Annotated in this window: 19 protein-coding genes; 11 read left to right on the top strand and 8 right to left on the bottom strand. The window is 43.1% G+C overall.

What is annotated here, in order from left to right; all coding sequences use genetic code 11:
* Positions 1-110 precede the first annotated feature (110 nt).
* Both hrpB and PBT90_RS07355 read left to right on the top strand, forming a co-directional pair.
* On the top strand, positions 111-2,597 hold the full coding sequence (gene hrpB / locus PBT90_RS07360) for an ATP-dependent helicase HrpB (RefSeq protein ID WP_264809745.1): 2,487 nt from the start codon (positions 111-113) through the stop codon (positions 2,595-2,597).
* Positions 2,598-2,656: 59 nt separating this feature from the next.
* A complete protein-coding gene (locus PBT90_RS07355) occupies positions 2,657-3,055 on the top strand; it encodes a hypothetical protein (RefSeq protein WP_264809744.1) in 399 nt (132 codons plus the stop codon).
* Positions 3,056-3,072: 17 nt separating this feature from the next.
* Here the strand turns inward: PBT90_RS07355 and PBT90_RS07350 are convergent, their stop codons facing one another.
* The gene (locus PBT90_RS07350; protein WP_270132460.1) at positions 3,073-3,699 is read right to left on the bottom strand and encodes a hypothetical protein; all 627 of its coding nucleotides are present in this window, start codon (positions 3,697-3,699) and stop codon (positions 3,073-3,075) included.
* A gap of 55 nt (positions 3,700-3,754) precedes the next feature.
* The gene (locus PBT90_RS07345) at positions 3,755-4,282 is read right to left on the bottom strand and encodes a HEAT repeat domain-containing protein (RefSeq protein WP_264809742.1); all 528 of its coding nucleotides are present in this window, start codon (positions 4,280-4,282) and stop codon (positions 3,755-3,757) included.
* Positions 4,283-4,330: 48 nt separating this feature from the next.
* Between PBT90_RS07345 and PBT90_RS07340 the strand changes: the two genes are divergently transcribed.
* Complete coding sequence (locus PBT90_RS07340; protein ID WP_264809741.1) at positions 4,331-5,038, top strand: hypothetical protein; 708 nt, start codon at positions 4,331-4,333, stop codon at positions 5,036-5,038.
* Between the two features lie 21 nt (positions 5,039-5,059).
* Here the strand turns inward: PBT90_RS07340 and PBT90_RS07335 are convergent, their stop codons facing one another.
* Complete coding sequence (locus PBT90_RS07335; RefSeq protein ID WP_264809740.1) at positions 5,060-6,022, bottom strand: NAD(P)-dependent alcohol dehydrogenase; 963 nt, start codon at positions 6,020-6,022, stop codon at positions 5,060-5,062.
* 186 nt (positions 6,023-6,208) lie between these two features.
* Between PBT90_RS07335 and PBT90_RS07330 the strand changes: the two genes are divergently transcribed.
* A complete protein-coding gene (locus tag PBT90_RS07330) occupies positions 6,209-7,648 on the top strand; it encodes an alpha-L-fucosidase (RefSeq protein ID WP_264809739.1) in 1,440 nt (479 codons plus the stop codon).
* A 75-nt stretch (positions 7,649-7,723) separates the two neighbouring features.
* Here the strand turns inward: PBT90_RS07330 and PBT90_RS07325 are convergent, their stop codons facing one another.
* Both PBT90_RS07325 and PBT90_RS07320 read right to left on the bottom strand, forming a co-directional pair.
* Positions 7,724-8,113, bottom strand: coding sequence for a TM2 domain-containing protein (locus PBT90_RS07325; RefSeq protein WP_264809738.1), 390 nt, complete (start codon positions 8,111-8,113; stop codon positions 7,724-7,726).
* Positions 8,106-8,411 carry a DUF2752 domain-containing protein gene (locus PBT90_RS07320; RefSeq protein ID WP_264809737.1) on the bottom strand — a complete coding sequence of 102 codons (306 nt, stop codon included), beginning with the start codon at positions 8,409-8,411 and terminating at the stop codon, positions 8,106-8,108. The genes PBT90_RS07325 and PBT90_RS07320 overlap by 8 nt, the downstream gene beginning before the upstream one ends.
* A gap of 388 nt (positions 8,412-8,799) precedes the next feature.
* Between PBT90_RS07320 and PBT90_RS07315 the strand changes: the two genes are divergently transcribed.
* Positions 8,800-9,678, top strand: coding sequence for a hypothetical protein (locus tag PBT90_RS07315; RefSeq protein WP_264809735.1), 879 nt, complete (start codon positions 8,800-8,802; stop codon positions 9,676-9,678).
* Between the two features lie 9 nt (positions 9,679-9,687).
* On the top strand, positions 9,688-10,599 hold the full coding sequence (locus PBT90_RS07310; RefSeq protein ID WP_264809734.1) for an SMP-30/gluconolactonase/LRE family protein: 912 nt from the start codon (positions 9,688-9,690) through the stop codon (positions 10,597-10,599).
* Positions 10,600-10,693: 94 nt separating this feature from the next.
* Here PBT90_RS07310 and PBT90_RS07305 read toward each other — a convergent pair whose 3' ends face one another.
* From PBT90_RS07305 to PBT90_RS07295, 3 genes are all read right to left on the bottom strand, one after another.
* Complete coding sequence (locus PBT90_RS07305) at positions 10,694-12,058, bottom strand: hypothetical protein (RefSeq protein ID WP_264809732.1); 1,365 nt, start codon at positions 12,056-12,058, stop codon at positions 10,694-10,696.
* A gap of 21 nt (positions 12,059-12,079) precedes the next feature.
* On the bottom strand, positions 12,080-14,494 hold the full coding sequence (locus tag PBT90_RS07300) for a TonB-dependent receptor (RefSeq protein WP_264809730.1): 2,415 nt from the start codon (positions 14,492-14,494) through the stop codon (positions 12,080-12,082).
* Positions 14,495-14,647: 153 nt separating this feature from the next.
* A complete protein-coding gene (locus tag PBT90_RS07295) occupies positions 14,648-15,355 on the bottom strand; it encodes a DsbA family oxidoreductase (RefSeq protein ID WP_264809729.1) in 708 nt (235 codons plus the stop codon).
* Between the two features lie 625 nt (positions 15,356-15,980).
* Between PBT90_RS07295 and PBT90_RS07290 the strand changes: the two genes are divergently transcribed.
* The 5 genes from PBT90_RS07290 (at position 15,981) to PBT90_RS07270 (ending at position 21,207) form a co-directional block, all read left to right on the top strand.
* The gene (locus tag PBT90_RS07290) at positions 15,981-16,661 is read left to right on the top strand and encodes a GNAT family N-acetyltransferase (RefSeq protein WP_264811425.1); all 681 of its coding nucleotides are present in this window, start codon (positions 15,981-15,983) and stop codon (positions 16,659-16,661) included.
* A 102-nt stretch (positions 16,662-16,763) separates the two neighbouring features.
* Complete coding sequence (locus PBT90_RS07285) at positions 16,764-17,957, top strand: argininosuccinate synthase (RefSeq protein WP_264809728.1); 1,194 nt, start codon at positions 16,764-16,766, stop codon at positions 17,955-17,957.
* Positions 17,950-18,918: an N-acetyl-gamma-glutamyl-phosphate reductase gene (argC, locus tag PBT90_RS07280; protein ID WP_264809727.1), complete on the top strand. Its 969-nt coding sequence runs from the start codon at positions 17,950-17,952 to the stop codon at positions 18,916-18,918. Before PBT90_RS07285 ends, argC begins: the two co-directional genes overlap by 8 nt.
* Positions 18,919-19,087: 169 nt before the next feature.
* Complete coding sequence (locus tag PBT90_RS07275; protein ID WP_264809726.1) at positions 19,088-20,218, top strand: aspartate aminotransferase family protein; 1,131 nt, start codon at positions 19,088-19,090, stop codon at positions 20,216-20,218.
* A gap of 17 nt (positions 20,219-20,235) precedes the next feature.
* Positions 20,236-21,207, top strand: coding sequence for a Rossmann-fold NAD(P)-binding domain-containing protein (locus PBT90_RS07270; protein ID WP_264809725.1), 972 nt, complete (start codon positions 20,236-20,238; stop codon positions 21,205-21,207).
* The last annotated feature ends 3 nt before the right edge of the window (positions 21,208-21,210 follow it).

The raw sequence follows: 21,210 nt of genomic DNA, 5'->3' as shown, positions 1-21,210 counted from the left end.
TGACAGTTTTAAAAGAAATTGAAACATAAATACAAGATTTCTCCTTACTCCACGTCGAAATGATCCCGAGCAATTAATCTTCTACTCAGAATCCCCTATTTTTGCAGCCCATGCTCGAAAATTTTGATCCTTCTTCCTTTGACCTCCCAGTAGCGGAGATTATACCTCAAGTCAAGTCACAGCTTTTCAAGGCTAATTCCCTGATCATCCAAGCTCCCCCAGGTGCGGGAAAGAGTACACTCCTACCCTTGACTTTACTGGATGAACCTTGGCTTGCCGGCAAGAAGATCATGATGCTGGAGCCTAGGCGCTTGGCTACTAAGACCATTGCGCAGCGAATGGCATCCATGACGGATACTAAGTTGGGTGATCTGATCGGATATAGAATTCGTTTTGAATCTGCGATCTCAGCCAATACCAGACTGGAAGTGATCACAGAGGGAATATTGACCCGTATGCTTCATGCTGATAATGCGCTGGAAGATGTTGGCTTGGTGATCTTTGATGAGTTTCACGAGCGGAATCTTCACTCAGAAGTAGCTTTGGCACTGATTCGGGAAGTACAGCAGGTGTTGAGACCTGATCTGCGGATTTTGCTGATGTCTGCGACCATTGATGCAAAGGTGCTTTCGGGGATGCTCAAGTCCACGGTCATCGAGAGCAAAGGCCGGCAGTATCCGGTGGAAGTGAATTACATGAATGAGTTGGACGAGTATGCGATCGGAGAAGATGCTGCGAGACAGATTATTCCACTGACAAAAGTTCACGAGGGAGATTTCTTGGTTTTTCTACCTGGACAGGGGGAAATCCGGAAGGCACAGGAAATCTTACGAAAAGCACTTCCAGACGATCTGGTATTACCGCTTTATGGTCAGCTTTCACCGGGAGATCAGAACCGGGCCATTTTGCCTCATCCTTCCGGGAAGCGAAAGATTGTGCTTTCCACAGATATCGCAGAGACATCCCTTACCATTGAAGGAGTCAAAGTCGTGGTGGATTCTGGCTTTGCCAAATCATCCAGATTTGATCCAAGGTCCGGGTTGTCTCGTTTGGTATTGCATAGAATCAGTAAGGATTCTGCAGATCAACGCTCTGGTCGGGCTGGTAGATTGACCGCGGGTCATAGCTATAGACTTTGGACGAAAGCAATTCAAAACCAACTGAATGAATACCGAACTCCAGAATTGATGGAAGCTGACTTGACTGGTTTGGTGCTGGATATGAAGGCCTGGGGGAAACAGGATATTCGCTCCATGACTTGGCTGACACCTCCTCCCGCTGGCACCTTGGCTTTAGCAGAAAAGACACTGGAATCCATAGAAGCTATTGTGGATGGAGAACTCACACCGCATGGCAAGGAAGTTCACAAACTGCCAACTCACCCAAGAATTGCCCACATGCTGATCAATGCAGCCGAGATCGACCAATTGGGTTTAGCGACTGACATCGCTGCGATTTTGGATGAACGTGATCCGCTGGGACCAGATGCAGGTGTAGATTTGAATCTGAGAATTGAAGCCCTGAGAAGATTCAGACAGCATAATGTGAGTATTCCCCGAATCAAAAAAATAGAAAAAATGGCTGCCTCTTACCGCAGGATGTTTTCTATTCAGCCGGATAATGGACCAGTTGACCCATGGCAAACGGGTTTGCTTCTCGCCTACGCTTATCCTGAGCGAATCGCCGCTGCACGTCCGGGAAACAATGCCCAGTTCCAGTTGGCGAATGGAAAAATAGCCCAGATAGGCCATAAAGACGACCTGGCGCATGAATCCTGGCTTGCCGTAGCGCACGTGGATGCGCGGGATGGAATGGGCAAAATCTGGATGGCCGCCCCTATCAATCCTAAGGATTTGGCTCCCATGCTGAAAACCAAGGAAGTGCTAAAATGGGATAGAAAGAAAGGCGGTTTGCAAGCACATGCTGAGATTCGGATCGGATCAATTATCCTAGGCACAAGACCATTGGCAAAGTATTCCGATGGAGACGTAACTGAAGCAATACTGGAAGCAATCAGAGAGGAAGGCGAGTATTTGCTGGACTTCAATGAAGAAGTGGAGCAATTGATTTTCCGGGTGCAAAGTTTGAAAAGCTGGAATCCTGATCACAACTGGCCCAATTGGTCAGTGGCCGAATTATGCGAGAAACCCGAAATTTGGCTAGCCCCTTACCTTCAGGGAATTCAAAAGAACGATGATTTCAAAAAGTTAAACCTAAGTCAGATTCTCTTGCATTCCCTTGATTTTGAGCAACAAAAGGAATTGGACAAGTTTGCTCCGGCAACAATAGAAGTTCCTTCTGGAAGTAAAATCAGGTTGGAATATAGAAAAGACGAAATCCCACTTTTGGCTGTAAGACTTCAGGAATTGTTTGGTTTGCTGGAAACTCCAAAGGTGAACAATGGAAAAGTAAATGTACTAATTCAGTTGCTTTCCCCAGGTTACAAACCGGTGCAGCTCACGCAGGATCTGAAAAGCTTTTGGCAGAATGGATATTTTGAGGTGAAGAAAGAACTGAAAAGACGGTATCCCAAGCACGAATGGCCTGAGGATCCCATTAGTGCAGAGGCAGTTAGGGGTGTGAAAAGGAAGTTTTGAAAGGATTTTTTTACTTTAGTAGATCCATACCATTTACTTATTACAAAATTCATTTCCTGATGCATTTCCTAGAAAAATTCGCTGCTCTCCTTCTCCTCGCTGCAATCCTGAGCGCATCATATAGTTGCTCGCTTTTTGAAGAAGAAGATCCTGATTTCGAAGAGCTTCTAGAATGCCAGGTTCAAGATCCTATCGCGGAATTAGTTTGGCTACAAGAAATCATTGCCAAAGAAGAGGCTTATGAGCGAAGATCTTCTATGCGGATTTGGGTCGGGGATTATGAAGGTACCGGTGTGATTATTTATGAAAATCTAGTGTTCTCCTGCTACCTCTGTTATGTGTATGATTGTGCCGGAAATGTAGCTTTTGAAACCAACCTGGAAGGGGTAGATAAATTGGATTTTAGCGCTAAGGTGCGGGAAGTAAAAGTACTTTACGAATATAACTGGGTAGAATAGCAAATTACGAAACTGAACTAGGCTACTTCCAGATGGTCTAAATAATCGATAAACTGAAGAAAAGCGGCGATAGTAAAGGGAGTCATTTGCTGGGAATTCATCTGGGCCAAAAAGCCTTGACGAAGCAGGGAATAGTCATTTGGACTATACAATTTACTCAGCGCTGTAGAACGAAAAGCAGTGTAAACCAAATTTTCATAAGCTAGGGCATTTGATTTTTCCATCAAAAACTCCTTCTCTAGTTCTTCGGGTTTGATCATTCGTTCTAGCCAGGCAAACCCTTCCTCTTCAAAATATTTTTCAACTTTAGCAATCGTAGTATTTAGATCTTCATCTTTCTGTATCCTGAATTTTTCTGGGCAATTATTCCACAATTTGTGTAACTGTTGAACCAGCGTAAGGGAGTCCGTTGCGTAATTTCTGGGAGTTGGCAGATAAGTATGTATCATTTCCTCCACCTCATTGATCCGAATTCCTAGAGCATATTGCAAAAAATCAGCTTCTTCAGCTTCCGAAAAATGGATAAAGATTACCTGTTTCCCATGGGGAAAAACCTTTTCAAACAGTGATTTAGAGGCATTAAATACAAATCCTTGTTTTAAAAAGAACTCCTTATGCAGAGTGACAACATCCAGAATTTTCATGACTATCTACGTTTTGCTATATATATAACAAACACAATAATCAGACGAATGTTATCTACTCCTCAGAAAATAATTCGCGGATTTCTTCCAGAAGCGCAGTCGCATAGTCCTTTTTCACCTGAACCGTACCTTCATCTTCTGGATTGTGCAGGTAGTGTTTCCAATGTTTCTCGGCTTTTCTTAAGGTGCGAGGAGTTAGTTCAAACTCCACCGAATCCAAATAAACTTCTGCGAGTGTGGATGACTTATAATTACCAAAAAGGTACACCTTGAAAATATCCACAAAGCGCTCACTCAAATCAAACTCCTCTAGAATCTGCACAAAAGCACCCTGATGGGCTTTGTTCTTTTTGTCATGAATAGCTGCAAAAATCGCATCCAGTGACTCCTCGTTGTACGGAGATTTGGAAAGCGCCCGGCAAGCCAGGTAAGCATGCTCCCAATTATCATCTCCCACTAGCCTAATCACCAGGTCTTTATTGGAATCATCCAGTTTGGATCCCAGTTTATCAGCAAAAAAATAGGCCTCCTTTTCTTCAGGATTGCACATTTTATTCAGTAGGCTTTGAATTTCCTCCTCCATGATTTTTCGGTTTATTTGCACAAATATAACTGAATTGCCTGCCCAAAGATGATTTCTGCCAACCCAAAGCCAATCTCTATTGAAAAGTATGAAATGCTGCTACAGCAAGCGGGGGATTCTGGGTACGAAATCGAGTTTCAGAAATCCAATCATCGGCTACTGATCAAGTCTGGAGAAGACTGGCTGGCTCAGGTTTTCCTGCCTTGGGACTGCAAACCGGATGCATCCGGTCTCCTATCGAAAATTGATGATTTTCACCTGGGACTGGTGATGATCCGAGCTGGAATAGCCTGCACCGGGCATTTTCATGAGGGGCTAATGCAGGACCACAAAGTATTCAGAGCTTATATGGTACGCCAAAAACAAGGAAAAAGTCAGCTCAAATATCTAAAAACCAAGGGGAAATCACGTGCAGGATCCCGTCTTCGACTGGGGGAATCTGAGCGGTTTTTCGAGGAAATCAATCAGAGACTCCAACAATACGAAGAAAATTATGCGATTACGACTTGGGGTATCAGTTGTGGTAAAACGCTCTGGCCATACTTTTTTGGTGGAGAAACCCCTCCACCTTTCGACAAAAAGGATCCAAGAATTTTGAGCGTTCCTTTTCATGTGCAGCAACCTGATTTTCAAACATTGCAGGAAATCCACCAGAAGGTAAGTGGGGTACATTTGATTTTTTCCGGAAAAGGAGAAAAAGTTTTTGACCTCAACATCATTAAGCCTTCAATAGACCAGACAGAGGATGATTGGTAAGCTCACAGTTTTTACAATTTCTTATGATAACCGGATGAGCAAGTTACCAGTTTTTTGACCTGTCAGGGCAAATTCATAAGCTTTGGCAATATCCTCAAGCTGATATTCTGTATCAATGATAGGCTTAAAGATCCCTTTTTCCAGCAATTCTGAAATATAAGGAACTGTGGTTTTTATAGGATAGGGAACAGGAAATATAACCTTATTTTTGCCGATAAATGGGGTAAATAGTGCATAAAAAATATTTTGGGAATAAGGCCCCAATTCGGATGAGATGTAAGTTCCATTTCCTTTCAAAATAGCTTTGCACTTGCCCAAAGTGCTTTTCCCTACTGCGTCAAAAACATAATCGTATTGCACTTGGTCCTGGGTGAAATCTGTCTGGGTATAGTCCACGACTTTATCAGCGCCTAAGGAGCGGATCAGACCTAGATTTTTGGTGTTACAAGTAGCGGTGATTTTCACCTCAAAGGGCTTCAGCATTTGCAAGAGTGCTGACCCAATGGCTCCAGAAGCTCCGTTGATCAAAACGTGTTGCCCTGGCGTAAATTTCACCTTATGGATAAAAGTATAAGCATAGTGAGCCCCTTCCAGACCGGCTGCTGCTGTGGTATAGGAGATATTTTCTGGTATTGGAAAAACATTCCCATCCTCCGGCACAGTCAAAAATTCGCTTTGGGATTCATATCCCATGTCATTGAATCCGAACACGCGATCTCCTGTAGTAAAAGAGCTCACTTTCTCACCCACAGAAACCACCTCCCCTGCAAAATCAGTCCCTATTCTAATCTTTTTAGGAGAAAACAACCCCAATAGAAACCTCATAATAAATGGTTTGGCGGTAAGATTGGCACAATCAGTTCTGTTGACGGTGGTGGCATGTACTTTTATAAGTAACTGGTTTGCTTTAGGTGTAGGGACTGGCATCTCCCTGATCTCAATTACATCTGGGGTTCCGTATTGGGTTCGTATAGCTGCTTTCATGTATTGATTTTAACCTCAAAACTGCGCTTCAAAATAGTGAAAGTAAGCCTATTTTCGGTGCTTGAGCTGAATTTCCAGGGAAGTCTCTCTCCTTTTGTGGCTGGAGATACTTGTACCCACTTGCTTTCTGACTTAACTTTAGCCTTTCATAATCACCTTTTTCTATAGATATATTTATTCAAAAACATGTTCAATAAATTTTCTTGGCTAGTGGCAGTTGCACTTTCGGTTTCCCTGTCATCCCAAGCCCAAAACACCCTTCATCCCACATCCGCATCATACGAGTACCCTACAGATCCCAAAGTCGCCGAAAAGTTAGAACATTGGAGAGATCAGAAATTTGGAATCTTGATCCACTGGGGAATTTATGCTGTACCGGGAATAGTGGAATCCTGGAGTATTGTGAATGAGGATTGGATCAACAGGAAAGATACCACTCAAAGCTATGAGGAGTATAAAAAGTGGTATTGGGGACTAAAGGATGAGTTTAATCCCAAAAATTTTGACCCTGGTCAGTGGGCAGATGCAGCTGAAAAAGCCGGTATGAAATACCTGGTCTTCACCACCAAACATCATGATGGCTTTAACATGTTTGACACCCAATATACAGATTACAAAATCACAGATGGCCCCTTCAAGGACCATCCAAAAGCAAATGTAGCCAAGCACGTTTTCGAGGCCTTCCGGGAGAAAAACATGATGATAGGTGCTTATTATTCTAAACCCGATTGGCATTCCCAGTATTATTGGTGGGATTACAGAGCTACACCTGACCGAAATGTAAATTACGATATCAGGAAGCATCCTTGGAGATGGAATCAGTACGTGCAGTTCACCCACAACCAGCTCGATGAAATCACTTCAAACTATGGAGAAATAGACATACTTTGGCTTGATGGAGGCTGGGTGCGGCCGCTTTCCACAGTGAATGAGGAAGTCTTAAGCTGGGGGGCTCCTATTCCAGAATTCAGTCAGGAAATCAACATGCCCAAGGTGGCTGAAATGGTTCGCAACAATCAAGAAGGGATGCTAATAGTAGATAGAACGGTTCACGGGCCATTTGAAAACTACCGTACCCCGGAGCAGGGCATTCCTGCTGAGATGTCATCTGACCCTTGGGAAAGCTGTATCACGCTGGGCGGAGCTTGGGGCTACGTGCCCAATGATAAATTCAAACCTTCGCGGAAGGTCATTCATCTGCTAATTGAAATTGTTGCTAAAGGTGGGAATTTGTTATTAGGAGTTGGACCTACGGCAGATGGACTGTTCCTACCTGAGCAGGTATCCCGACTGGAGGAGATCGGAGCTTGGTTGGAGAAAAATGGAGCTGGGATCTATAATACCCGTGCAGTAGAATCTTTTCAGGATGGGAACATCTATTTCACCAAAGGAAAAAACCAAGAAATGTATGCACTCTTGCCCTTGGAAGAAGGAGAAGAACTAGAAGAATCTATCTCCTGGACACTAAATCCTCCGAAAAATGGCAGCAAAATCACCCTTTTGGGTGAGAAAAAGTCTCTGAAGTGGACGTCCGAAAATGGAAAAATCCATGTGAGTATTCCTAAGTCTCTCAGAGATAAGCTATCGAATGCTCCTGCTATTGTATTTAGCTACGAAGCAGAATAACTAGGTCTTATAATAAAGTAAAAGCCAGTCAATCTGAGATTGACTGGCTTTCTTTTTGGTGATCACGACTTAGAATTAAACTGTGGTAGTAGAAGGATTGTCATTCTCACCAGGGTAGCTTGCATTTAGCATATTGATGGTTTCGTGAGCCACTTTGATGTTATATTCATAAGCTAGGCTCTTATAATTGACCAAATCGACTATTGTTCCTATGAAACAAAGTCCCAAAGTCAAGATATACAAGATCCCCAAGCCTACTTGGCCTAGAATAAATCGATGCAATCCTGCAAATCCAAAAAAGCCAAGCAAAGTTAAAATCAAAATCATCTGCGCGTCCTTTCTCCTTGCTCTATATACCTGAGCAAAAAGTGAAGCCTGATCTTCATCCATTCCTTTCATCAATCCCTGGATGTAGCCCAGTTCCATTCCTTCCAGTTCAGGAAGGTGTCTTAATACATTAGCCATAATTGTGTGTTGTTTTTAGGTTTTTAATAAGTTGTACTATCCGAGCGATAATCACTACATAAGCCAGTCCAGCCAGCGGGTGCAAGGCCCAGGAAGCCTGAAATTCTCCTTTCGCCAGGAGACTCATAGCCCTTCCCAGTCCACATCCTGGACACCAATCGAATCCCAATTGACTCAGAGGACACAAACTGAAATGTGTACTCGAATGCGGATCCAAAAGGAAGATTGCCAGCAGGCTTCCGATCCAAAAGATCAGCTCCAAAGGCATTCTGGAAACCCAGTTGGTGATTAACTTCATGCTTGGTAGATGTACGAAAAAGATGCCATTACCCAAACATAGCCCAAATGCCCGATAAACGCACATACCCCTTGCAGATTGCAAGATAAACGAACAAAATACTGTTCGAAAACGAACAATATCTTCGGTTTTAGACAAAAATCTGGCCTAAAACAAATATCCATTTAAGGCATTTCCATTCATTTAGGCAATTTCTAAATCCTCACAATAGTATCCCCGGTACCCCCTTTATCACCAGAAAAAGCCAAAATTGATTATTGCTAGGAAAAAGGCTCCTTGAGTCTTGGGCTTTGGTTCTTCTGACTCAGTGAGCATAAGAATTTAGGTGACTGGCAAGATTGCGGATAATCAGATTTTTGTATTTTGCCGATTCAATCAAAAGCCCACAATGAAGATTAAAATTGCAATTCTTTATTTTTTCACCCTCTTAGCTTCCCAAAACATCAGTGCCCAGTCCGGAACAGATCTATGGATCATTCAGACCACCGGTAAGGGAAATAACTTTAAGCTTCTCCCCGAAACTGCAAAAGCACTGACCGATAGGCCAGCATACGATAATCAACCAGATTTCATCAATGAATATCAATTAGTCTTTTCCGCTGCTGATGAAGAAGGCAATCATGATATTATCGTGTACAATTTCGACTCCGATAAATTCACCAATCTTTCCAAAACATCCGATAGAAGTGAGTTTTCTCCCCGGATAACTGACTGCGGCATGTATATCTCTGCTGTGGTGATGGAGGAAGATAAAAAGCAGCGCATTTGGCTGTACCCAACCAACTTTGAACCAGCGGAGTTGCTTTATGATGACATAAATCCCGTAGGCTACTATGATTGGTATGACAATAAGGCTGCGATGTTTGTACTCGGGGAGCCTAACAAATTGATTTATGCAAATGGTAGAGATGACTTAATCGACATTGATTCCCAAATCGGGAGGTCTATTCAAAGAAGACCCAAGACTTCTGAAATCACTTATTTAAGTACTGAACCTGCAGGAAATCAAGCCATCATCAAAAGCTATGATATCGAATCCGGAGAGCGTGAGGCATACTTCGAAGGTCTAGAAGGGGCTCAGGACTTTATCTGGATAGGCAAAAAGCACTTGCTCATGGCCTCTGCCAATGAGATTTTTATCAGAAAATACAATACCCCAGACTGGAAATCCCTGGGAAAAATAGAACTTACTACTCATCAAAATATCACCAGAATGGCCTATAGCGAAGACCTGGATGTCTTGGTAGTCGCTATGGACAGAAACTAATCAAACACTATGAACCCTATCAAATCAAACGTTTTAATGGCCGCTCTCCTGTGCAGCACTAGTCTTTTTGCCCAGGAAATAGAGGACAAAAAAGGCATAGTTGCCAAAAATGCAGAACTGGTCAAAGTTCAGGATGGATTTTCCTTTACAGAAGGCCCTGCTGTAAACCGCTTTGGCGATGTGTACTTCACAGATCAACCTAATAATAGAATCCACAAGTGGAATGCAATTTCCAATGAAGTCAGCGTTTGGAGAGAGGATGCAGGCCGGTCTAACGGCATGTACTTTAAATTAGATGGAACCCTAGTGGCCGCAGCTGACAATAAAAACGAGCTTTGGGCTTTTGACACAGATGGAAATCATGAAGTCTGGATCACAGCATTCAAAGGCAAAAAACTTAATGGCCCCAATGACCTCTGGGTACGACCGCGAGGGGGATTGTACTTTACAGATCCGCTCTACCCACGTCCATACTGGGAGAGAAGTAAGGAATCTGAGCAGGATGGGCAGAATGTATATTACCTCTCCGACGACAAAACACAACTATTTACCGTAGCAGAAGACTTGGTTCAACCCAATGGAATAGTGGGCACACCAGACAGTAAATACCTCTATGTATCAGATATAGGTGCAAAAAAAACTTACAAATACGAAATCCGAGAGGATGGCTACCTGATCAACAAAGAGCTTTTCTGCGAAATGGGATCGGATGGAATGACCATAGATGATCGCGGAAATCTATACCTAACCGGAGATGGGGTGACAGTTTTTGACAAAAAAGGGAACCAAATCGCTCATATCCCAGTGCCTGCCGGATGGACAGCAAACGTGGTTTTTGCCGCCCTGGATAGAAAAACACTTTTTATTACTGCTTCTGATGCAGTTTACACCTTACAAATGAAGACCAGAGGAGTTTGGTAAGCCCTCAGCGAATAAAAAATCCCTGTAGAAAATCTGGTCTACAGGGATTTTTTATTTGCTCAGCTAGTGGCTGAAAATATTCAATCAGATATGCTTAGAATACCCCTATAAAGTGGCTTCCATCCACGTTTACTAGCTCGGCACCTTTAGTCACCTCAGCTGTTTCGGTATCTACCACGTAAATGTTTCCATTTTTACCTACCGGCGCTTGAGTAAGATAAATATCATTTCCATCTACCACAAAGCCTTGGTACTGGAACAAGTAAAAGTCTGCTTCATAAGGAATTTCGGTGATTTTTTGAGCGGTTCTTGTATTCAGGTCCACCAAAGCAAAGAATCCTTGAGCTCCGGCCACACCTTCTTCAGAACTGGCGTCTCGGTAAGCAACCACCGCTTTACCATTGGCAGCAGGTCTCCATGCCAAAATGTAAGCATCATCTACACCCAATGCAGCATCTAAGCTAAACACGTAAGAATCGTCATATTGATTGTTCGCATCAATTTTAAGGATGTGCGAACCGTTAGGGTCACCTTGGTTGGCTTGATAAACACTTCCGTTGTATTCGAAAGAATTGATACTTCTGTATCCATTGGTGTTTCCGTGCCCTACAGCAGACGAAATCACAGTTGGGTTCAACAAAGAAGGATAATCCAATACAATGGTTTTAGAACCTAAGATTTCACCCTCTCTATCAGTTTCCCCAGTTGCAGGATCTACTTTGCTCAGACGAGCTCCTATGTATAATTTATCTCCAGCTGCATTCAAAGTAGGCATGTCTATTCTAGAGATATAATAACCGTTTGCTTCTTCCTCTTCACTGAGAGCGAGCGCGCTTTCTTGAAACTCAATGATGGAAGAGTTTACCAAATCCAAAGTCACCACTCCCATGGTAGCTTCGTGACGCAAATAGATATCATCAGTAACATCTTCCGGAGTACCATTGTCGTCAAACTGAGCTTCAGTGTCCACATAAACAGCGGCACCAGTTTGGTCTCCATCAAAAAGTTTAATCCATCTTGGAGCAGAACCTACATAAGGCGCAATACTTACTCCGGTACCATTTTGGGTGAACGTTTGCCCTCCTTCTACGGTGTATTTGGTGTACTGTCCACCCGTATCACCAGCATAGCTAATGTTAAACATGGTATTGCCATCTTCCGAAGATTGTAGTCTGGCAGTCCTGTTAGATGGCACGATAAATCCATTGTCAAAAGGCGCTATGGATACTGTAGGATCCTTGGCTTCCTCACTGCTTAAGGAGTAAATTAACGTTCCTCCGTTGCCATCGCCAGGATTATCCCCCATTCTAGCTGCTGCTACGGTGATCCATCTACTTTCTCCCACTGGATCTGGATCCGGAGTTGGATTCGGAGTTGGATCTTCTGTACAGGCTGCCAATAATCCTCCTGTGAGAATGACAGCAGTTAGTTTTTGGAAATTTCTAAAAGTGTGTTTCATTAGGTAGTTGGTTTTAACTGGTTAATAATTATTGATTCTATAGTTTAATTTCAGGTAAAATGCTCTTCCTGGCTTTTGCACAGAGAGGTTGTCATATACCGCTTGATCAAAGATGTTTTTGATGTCAAAACTCATGACCAACTTGTTACTGGGGAAAACATAGCTAAGTCCAAGATCTTGCGCTAGCTGTTGCGGAACTTCAAAAAACTCATCCCCTACCGTATTGGATCCCTGAGGTACCAGGTAAGAAAATTCATCCGTGAAGTACATGGTGTAAAAGAGATTTAATCGAGAGTCTTTTTGGATCAAATCTTTGAATGAATAGCGCAAACTCCCATTCATGGTGAAAAACGGGGTGTTTGGCACGTCTATTTCCACGCCTCTGTTTACTATTTTCAGTTCAAATCTTGAGACATTGAAATTGAATCCAAAATTGTCATTGAAAGTGTAATCCAATTGAGCATCAAACCCTTTGGAAGTTCCATTACCCTGATTTTCATAGAGTATGGTTTCATCATTGACATTCAGGGATGTTTCTATTGGCAAGCCTATTCTGTCTTTGATATTACGGGTGAATAGGTTGGTAGAAACAGTGAAATCGTGCTGGTTTACATGGAAAGTACCTAGTCGGAATCCTAGGTTGAAGTTATTGCTAAGCTCTGGTCTGATACTTGGATTGGCGACCACATTATCACCGTCATTACCAAAGACTTCACTTTCATTGGGTAATCTGACAGCTTTCTCGGCGGAAGTTAACAGGGTGATGTTGGGAACTACTGCATAGGACAGCGTAAATCCATAGCCCTCATCTATTTTATTGGCACTGGTAATATCATCTACGATTTCATTGGTTTCCTCATTGATTTCAGGGTCAATATTTATGGTTTTTTGCTGGTAGTATTTGCCAAAAACATTCGCCTTCAGCTTTTCATCCAGGGCATTGAGTTCGTAAGTCAGAGAAACGATGTTTTTTTCTAGATCTCTTGTACCTCTGAAGGTGTTTTCCAAAACCGACCTCAATTGATCAGTATCCACTCGATCTATGCCGCTATACACATGGTTAAGTAAGAACCTGTGATTCTTGCCAATGGCATAGGAAACCCCAGTGCGAATGGAGGACACATTCCTGTTGATTCTAGCCAGGGTAGGCCCGCCTTCCTGCTGGGAATTCCATGAATACTTATATTCATTTCCTCTGAAATCAATTGCCTTTTCCCCACTCCAGCTATATGCCCAAGCCAGCGTATCGCTTACCATACGGTTTCGTTTACCGTATAATCCATTGATCGTGACATCCAGTCCGGGCGTGAACAAGTCTTTCTTTTGATAAGTCAGGTTCATCAGAGCCGCGTCCGATTCCATAAATCTATCCTTGTAGGGCATAATGGTCATAAAAGCCCCGTGTTGGATTTCTTTATAATCACTGGACCCTGTGAAGCCAATTAAAAATTGATCCGCCCACTTCACATCTGTAAAGCCCAACTGCAACATTCCCCCTGAGGACCTGTAGGCATCGTTGAATCTTCGGGCCGTAATCGGCGTTTGCACTCCTCCCAACCCCGTGACTACTACACTTCTCCCAGAGACCTTGTAGTCATTATCCGAATAGTTGTAAAAGAGAGAACCTTTGACGGTAAAGCCTGACTCCTTGAACCTATGCAGTCCATTGATACTTGCCTGAAGAGTATTAAATGAACCATAAGAAACGGAAGCACTTAGATTTGACTGTACAGAATTTTGAAGTACTATATTGATGGCACCTCCCAAAGCATCATCAGCCAGGTGCCCCGGAACCACGCCTTTGTACACTTCAATTTCCTTAATCATCGCAGGCGGTATGCTATTCAGGTTAAATGAATTTCCATAGGCTGAGATGGGGATTCCGTCGATAAAAATCCGTACAGCACTTCCTGACAAGCCATTTAAACTGTAATTGACCTCGGAACCTAATCCACCGTTTTGACGGATTTTAACCCCCACAGTGGTATTTAACAATTCATTTGTCTGAATATTTCGCAGGCTAGCTTCCTTGGTGTCCACTATGTTGACTGCAAAACCGGATTTTTCGACCTGGGTCTTGTAAGACTCACCGATGACCTGCACCTCATCCAAATGGGTGTGTCCGGATCTTTTTAAAACAGTGGTGAGTGGTTTGGAAGCCGCATGAAACTCAATCTCAAATTCATTTTGCTCGATTTCAAGACTGGAAACCTGAACCAGATGCTTTCCATAGGGTACATCTTTGATAGTATAATTTCCAGATTCATCCGAAAGGCCATACTTCTTGACAGATTGAATAAAAACGGTGGCAAAAGTGACCGGCTGCCCGTCGTCAAAGGTCAATTTTCCACTTACATTTCCTGATTGCGCGTAGGAAAGCAAGGAGGTAAAAAGGCCTAAGCCAAAAAATATCGTAGTAAAAGCTTGTTTCATCATGCTCCTGCGTGTTTGACAGGGGCAAAACTACTCTTTAATTGAAATTAATCTAAATAAGGAAAGTAGATTTTCACACCAAAATCTCTAACCGATTGAAAATCAGCTAATTTTTATTTGTAAAAGATCTAAATAAAATTAGGATGGCAAACAGCCTTAGCAATTATTCCCATCCACCTCGCAGGATTCACCATTTCCTGCTGATAGTTCAAGCACGGGATTAGTCTTTGCGTATTCAGCCCAAGCTTTCTCCAGCGTCTGATCAAAAACCTCATCCGGCTGAGCTCCAGAAACACCAAACTTCCTATCCAACACAAAGAACGGCACTCCTCTCACGCCCAGTTGCCGAGATTCATAGATATCCTGGTCAACTTCACTTTCATACTTATCCGTGGTGAGCACTTCCTGAACGGCAGCTTCATCAAGTCCTACCTTTTTACCCAATTCAAGCAAGACAGCATCGTCATCAATATTGACAGCGTCCGTGAAATAGGCTTTCAGCAAGCTTTCTTTCATTTCGTCACCTTTTCCAACAGTCTTAGCCAAATGCAATAGCCTGTGAGCCTTTTTGGTATTTGCCACCACCGTTTTGTCCAAGTGATACTCTAGCCCTTCCTGAGCAGCCATATTCGCCACATTTGCTGTGATCTCTTTGGTTTGCTCCAGTGACCAGCCTTTTACTTCAGCTAGGTATTCCTCAGAACTTTTATTTGGCTGTGTGACCTGATCTGGATTAAGCAAAAAGCTCTTCCACTCGATCTCTATTTTATCTTTTTGAGGGAATCTCTCGATTGCCTTTTCTATTTTTCTTTTGCCGATGTAGCAGAAAGGACATGCTACATCTGACCATATTTCTATTTTCATAGCTAAATTCTTTAATTAACTTATGATGAAATAGAAATTAAGCCAAAAGAGTTCATCCGATTTGAAAACCAAAGAATGCCCTTCCTGTGCGATGGAGATAGATTCCAATGCCAAAATTTGCCCCATTTGTCAATTTGAATTTCCACAGCGATCCCCATGGATCACCTGGGTAGCTATACTTTTATTGATCGTCTGGATCATCAGCTATATACTTTAATGTCGGGAGAAAGCGCTGCAGTGCCTAAACCTCCAAATTATATTTCGATCAAGATCAGATTCGCAAGCCAGACAGGTGAAAATTGCGAATCTGAAAAAAATCTTCATTCATCATTATATTTTTCACCAAATCCCTTGCATTTTCTTTTCTAAGGAATGAATTTTGCCACCCTAATTCGCATGACACAAGTAAATCACATAGCACCAACCTACTCTCCTGCTACACCGGTAGTCGTGAAAGCTGATGCTATTGCTTTTTTCACTCCTATAAGGACGTGTAGATTTTTCTATAGGGTTTAACCCTATATTGAATTTTTGTATTCCTACGTGGAGTACGTGCCCGCCCTTTTACACTTTGATTTATTTACCATTCTTCCGATGAACTCGGAGTTAACACATGCAATCCCTAATGGATAACATTTCATTCCAGATTATAGTAGCCAATCCCTCCCACAAGGTTTACTCCTCTCAGATCACAGATGAGATGGAAAATTCCGCCAAAGCCCGGGGCACCGGTATCGCCAAGCGGAGCCCGGAATACGTGGAAACCAAAATGGAAGAAGGAAAAGCCGTTATTGCTTTGACCAACGATGGCAAGTGGGCAGGTTTCTGCTACATTGAAGCTTGGGGACATGGCAAATATGTGGCAAATTCTGGACTGATCGTGGCGCCAGAATACCGTAAGTATGGCTTGGCCAGAAAAATCAAAAATGAGGTATTCAAACTCAGCCGAAAGAAATACCCAGATTCCAAAATCTTCGGATTAACTACGGGAGCTGCAGTGATGAAAATCAACTCAGAACTGGGCTATATTCCTGTATCCTATTCTGACCTTACGGATGACAATGAATTCTGGAAAGGCTGCCAAAGCTGTGTCAATTACGAGATCCTGATGAGTAAAAACAGATCGAACTGTCTTTGCACCGCGATGCTCTATGACCCAAATGCTAAGCGAAATCACACCCAAGAGAAAGCGCTCAGGGAAGATTTCAAAAAGGAATTGAAATTATTTGACCGCTGGGTAAGATTAAAGAAATACGTGATGCTTAAATTGAACAAGTCAAAGGACATCCTGACCAGCATCATATAAATTAATTCTTCCCTGAAGGAAGTAAAAGCATATTTCCACAAATTCGAGTCTGCCTCCCCTTCTCAGCCGGCAGGTATGGCCATAAAAAGTAATTACAGAATTATGAAAAAAATAGTTTTAGCCTACAGTGGTGGATTGGATACCACATTTTGCGCCTTACATCTCTCCAAAGAACTAGGCTATGAAGTACACGCGGTACTGGTGAATACTGGTGGATTTTCAGACGAAGAATTGAGTGAGGTAGAGCAAAGGGCGAAAACCCTGGGCATTGCCTCCTTCAAAATCCTTCATGTGATGGACACCTATTATAATGAAGTGATCAAATACCTGGTATATGGCAATGTACTGAAAAACCAAACCTACCCCCTTTCGGTATCTGCCGAGCGTATTCTTCAAGCAAAATCTCTGGCCGAGTATGCCAAATCCATAGGTGCTAAAGCTGTGGCTCATGGCTCTACCGGTGCTGGAAATGATCAGGTAAGATTTGATATGATTTTCCAGACCATAGTTCCGGATATAGAAATCATCACTCCCATCCGTGATCTTAAGCTTTCCCGACAAGAGGAGATTGAATACCTGAAAAAGCACGGCGTAGCTATGAATTTCGAAAAAGCCGCCTACTCTATCAATAAAGGAATCTGGGGAACTTCGGTAGGAGGAAAAGAAACATTGACTTCTTCAGACTTTCTACCGGAAAACGCCTGGCCTACCCAGGTGACCGAAACTGAGCCAAAGGAGGTAAAGTTGACCTTTGAAGCTGGCGAACTCAAAGGAATAGACCAAGAGAACTATGACAACCCAGTGGATGCCATCCAGGCACTTCAGGCACTGGCAGCACCATTTGGCATCGGACGGGATATCCATGTGGGAGACACCATCATCGGGATCAAAGGACGTGTAGGCTTTGAAGCCGCAGCTCCACTGATCATCATCAAAGGACATCAATTGCTGGAGAAGCATACATTGACCAAGTGGCAGCTTTTCTGGAAAAATCAGCTAGCAGAATTCTACGGTAACCACCTCCACGAAGGACATTACCTGGATCCCGTGATGAGAAACCTGGAAGAGTTTATGGCTAGCACCCAGACTTATGTGAGTGGAGAAGTTCGTGTCTTGCTACAGCCCTACCGGTTTACCTTACTTGGAATCACTTCAGATCATGATTTGATGTCCAACAAATTCGGAAGCTATGGAGAAATGAACAAAGGCTACACCGCAGATGACGTTAAAGGATTCACCCGCATTTTGGGTAACCAGACAGCTATTTTTCACAAGGTAAACTCAGACAATGACTAAAATCAAAACAGCGATCATAGGTGCAGCAGGATATACTGGAGGCGAATTACTTCGTCTGCTGGTTCATCATCCGGCCTGCGAACTTGTCTATGTACATAGCAATAGCCAGAAGGGCAAAAAAGTGTCCGAAGTCCATCCAGATCTGATTGGGGATTGTGATTTGATTTTTACGGATGAAGTGCAGACCGAAGGAATAGACGCAGTATTCTTGGGTTTACCGCATGGACAGACCAAGGGTTTCCTGGAGCAACATAGCTTTTCCCCAGAGACCGTTCTCATTGATTTGTCCACTGATTTCCGTGACGAATCCAATGGCTTTACTTATGGTCTTCCAGAGGTGAATGCTGAAAAAATAAAGTCTGCCAAAAAAATCGCAAATCCTGGCTGTTTTGCCACGGGGATTCAACTGGCTTTGCTTCCGGCTATCGCAAAAGGCTGGGTAAAAGATACTATCCAGATTTCTGGTATTACGGGAAGTACCGGTGCCGGCAAGAAACTGGCTGAGACCTCCCACTTTAGCTACAGATCTTCCAATATGTCTGTTTATAAACTGTTTACCCATCAGCACATAAAGGAAATTACTCAGACTTTTAAGCAAACAAATTCAGATTTTTCCTCAGAAATTCTCTTCGTTCCTTATCGAGGGAATTTCCCAAGAGGTATTTGGATTACTGCCTATTTTCCTTTCGAAGGAACTCAGGAAGAAGCTACAGCAGCTTACCAGGATTATTATAAGGATGCTGCTTTTACGCATGTGTCTGATGCAGATATAGATTTGAAGCAAGCTGTAAACACGAACAAGTGTATAGTTCATGTGAAAAAAGAAGCCGGTCAATTGGTGATCTATTCTGCCATTGACAATCTACTTAAAGGAGCTTCAGGACAGGCGGTTCAGAATTACAATTTAGCATTTGGACTAGAGGAAAGGACAGGCTTGAATCTGAAAAGTATAGCGTTCTGATTAGATATTAGACGTTAGACACAAGATTCAAGATTTGATAAGTGATACTTCGGTGTTCAGTATTCATCATTTCTCATTCATTATTCTCCAACTTTAGAAATTGACTTACGAAGTTCAGATTGGCCTCGTAAACCGTACCCCGATAGCGGGGCGCAAATCCTCAATCCTCATGAAATTATTTGATGTTTACCCGCTGATCCCGGTGACTATCGCTAAAGCCGATGGAGCTAAACTTTGGGATGAAAAGGGTCAGGAATATATAGACCTTTACGGAGGTCACGCGGTGATTTCCATTGGTCACACGCACCCGCATTATGTCAAGCGTATCAAAGCTCAATTGGACCAGATCGCTTTTTACTCCAATTCTGTTCAGATTCCTATACAAAAGGAATATGCGGAGAAACTCGGGGAGCTTTCCGGCTATCCGGATTACGAACTTTTCCTTTGCAATTCCGGCGCAGAAGCCAATGAGAACGCAATTAAGCTTGCATCTTTTGCTACGGGAAAGTCAGGTTTCATCGCTTTCTCAGGTAGTTTTCACGGGAGAACTTCCGCTGCAGTCGCTTTGACTGATAATCCAAAAATCATTGCTCCGTGCAATGCGCGTGAAGACTTCCATATTCTCCCCTGGGAAGACCTAGACACAGTGGAAGAAGCATTGAAATCCAATGGAATCGCAGGAATAGTCATCGAAGGAATTCAGGGCGTAAATGGTATTCAGGTTCCAAGCCCAGAGTTTATACAAGGCTTAGCGTCACTGGCCAGGAAATATGAAGCAAAGCTGATTTTGGACGAAGTTCAGTCAGGCTTTGGCCGAACTGGAAAATTCTTTGCCCACCAATTGATGGAAGACATAAAGCCGGATATCATAAGCATGGCCAAGGGAATGGGAAATGGATTTCCTATGGGTGGAATCTTGATTTCTCCCGAGTTCAAAGCCACCTACGGATTGCTGGGAACTACCTTCGGCGGCAACCAGCTAGCCTGTGCAGCAGGCTTGGCGGTACTTGAAGTGATAGAACAAGAAAAGCTTCTGGAACACACCCAGCAATTCGGAGAAAAACTTTTGGCAGAATTGAAATCCATTCCTGGAATCACCGCTATACGCGGTACCGGACTGATGATTGGTATAGATCTAGACCGGGAAGCAGGACCTGTACGATCAGAACTGGTCCAGAAATATCGCATTTTCACGGGAAGCGCAGCAGGAAAGAATACGATAAGACTTCTTCCACCTTTAAATATCGAGTGGAATCAGTTAAATTCGTTTTTAACCGCATTGAAAGAAATCTTAAGTTAATCACCTATTTAAACCTAATGGCAAATATCATCCAGCCGCTCAAGCATTTTACAAAATTTGAATCCATAACTCAGGGCCAAAAGCTGATAGAGCAGGCACTGATTTACAAGGAGAACCCCAATCTCGACAAGGCAAAAGGAGCAGGAAAGCGTATAGGATGTATTTTCCTAAACCCCTCGCTACGAACCCGGGTTTCTACTCAATTAGCAGCCTTGAATCTGGGGATGGATCCCATCGTGCTGAATATGGACAAGGAAGGCTGGGCTTTGGAAATGCGAGACGGGGCTGTCATGAACCTAGGCACCGTGGAGCACATCAAAGACGCTGCTGCGGTTTTGGGTTCATATTTCGATATTTTGGCGATTCGTGCCTTTCCTTCCTTGACCAATAAGGAGGAAGACCGTTCTGACTTTATATTTTCGCAGTTTGTTAAGTATTCCGGAATCCCTGTGGTCAGCTTAGAATCAGCGACACGCCATCCGCTCCAAAGTCTGGCGGATCAGATTACCATACAGGAAAATTGGTCTGGAAAAAGCAAGCCCAAAGTGGTGTTAACTTGGGGGCCGCATATCAAGGCCATTCCTCATGCAGTAGCCAATTCCTTTTCGGAGTGGACTTTAGGAATGGATCATGACCTCACCATTACCCACCCAGCCGGCTATGAACTGGATGAGGAATTCACCAGGGGAGCGACTATAGAATATGATCAAAGCAAAGCACTAGAAGATGCTGATTTTGTGTATGTTAAAAACTGGTCAGCATTTAATGAATATGGAAAAATCCTTTCCACAGATTCATCCTGGATGCTTACAGAGTCCCACTTTCAAAAGGCCTCGACTGCCAAAGTCATGCATTGCCTTCCGGTAAGGAGAAACTTGGAACTATCGGATGAAATTTTGGATGGAAGTCGCTCTTTGGTTCAGCAGCAGGCAAAAAACCGGATTTTCGCAGCGCAGGCTGTTATCAGTGATCTTTTAGAACAGCTTTAATTT

Source organism: Algoriphagus sp. TR-M9 (assembly GCF_027594545.1).
GTDB classification, from domain to species: domain Bacteria; phylum Bacteroidota; class Bacteroidia; order Cytophagales; family Cyclobacteriaceae; genus Algoriphagus; species Algoriphagus halophytocola.
This window is presented reverse-complemented; position numbering and strand designations above follow the sequence as displayed.

Coding starts and splice junctions, on each gene's coding strand:
- PBT90_RS07310 (WP_264809734.1), top strand. CDS start 9,688: ATGAACCCTATCAAATCAAACGTTTTAATGGCCGCTCTCCTGTGCAGC.
- PBT90_RS07295 (WP_264809729.1), bottom strand. CDS start 15,355: ATGAAAATAGAAATATGGTCAGATGTAGCATGTCCTTTCTGCTACATC.
- hrpB (WP_264809745.1), top strand. CDS start 111: ATGCTCGAAAATTTTGATCCTTCTTCCTTTGACCTCCCAGTAGCGGAG.
- PBT90_RS07305 (WP_264809732.1), bottom strand. CDS start 12,058: ATGAAACACACTTTTAGAAATTTCCAAAAACTAACTGCTGTCATTCTC.
- PBT90_RS07350 (WP_270132460.1), bottom strand. CDS start 3,699: ATGAAAATTCTGGATGTTGTCACTCTGCATAAGGAGTTCTTTTTAAAA.
- PBT90_RS07335 (WP_264809740.1), bottom strand. CDS start 6,022: ATGAAAGCAGCTATACGAACCCAATACGGAACCCCAGATGTAATTGAG.
- PBT90_RS07285 (WP_264809728.1), top strand. CDS start 16,764: ATGAAAAAAATAGTTTTAGCCTACAGTGGTGGATTGGATACCACATTT.
- PBT90_RS07290 (WP_264811425.1), top strand. CDS start 15,981: ATGGATAACATTTCATTCCAGATTATAGTAGCCAATCCCTCCCACAAG.
- PBT90_RS07275 (WP_264809726.1), top strand. CDS start 19,088: ATGAAATTATTTGATGTTTACCCGCTGATCCCGGTGACTATCGCTAAA.
- PBT90_RS07325 (WP_264809738.1), bottom strand. CDS start 8,113: ATGGCTAATGTATTAAGACACCTTCCTGAACTGGAAGGAATGGAACTG.
- PBT90_RS07320 (WP_264809737.1), bottom strand. CDS start 8,411: ATGAAGTTAATCACCAACTGGGTTTCCAGAATGCCTTTGGAGCTGATC.
- PBT90_RS07355 (WP_264809744.1), top strand. CDS start 2,657: ATGCATTTCCTAGAAAAATTCGCTGCTCTCCTTCTCCTCGCTGCAATC.
- PBT90_RS07300 (WP_264809730.1), bottom strand. CDS start 14,494: ATGATGAAACAAGCTTTTACTACGATATTTTTTGGCTTAGGCCTTTTT.
- PBT90_RS07270 (WP_264809725.1), top strand. CDS start 20,236: ATGGCAAATATCATCCAGCCGCTCAAGCATTTTACAAAATTTGAATCC.
- PBT90_RS07345 (WP_264809742.1), bottom strand. CDS start 4,282: ATGGAGGAGGAAATTCAAAGCCTACTGAATAAAATGTGCAATCCTGAA.
- PBT90_RS07330 (WP_264809739.1), top strand. CDS start 6,209: ATGTTCAATAAATTTTCTTGGCTAGTGGCAGTTGCACTTTCGGTTTCC.
- PBT90_RS07340 (WP_264809741.1), top strand. CDS start 4,331: ATGATTTCTGCCAACCCAAAGCCAATCTCTATTGAAAAGTATGAAATG.
- argC (WP_264809727.1), top strand. CDS start 17,950: ATGACTAAAATCAAAACAGCGATCATAGGTGCAGCAGGATATACTGGA.
- PBT90_RS07315 (WP_264809735.1), top strand. CDS start 8,800: ATGAAGATTAAAATTGCAATTCTTTATTTTTTCACCCTCTTAGCTTCC.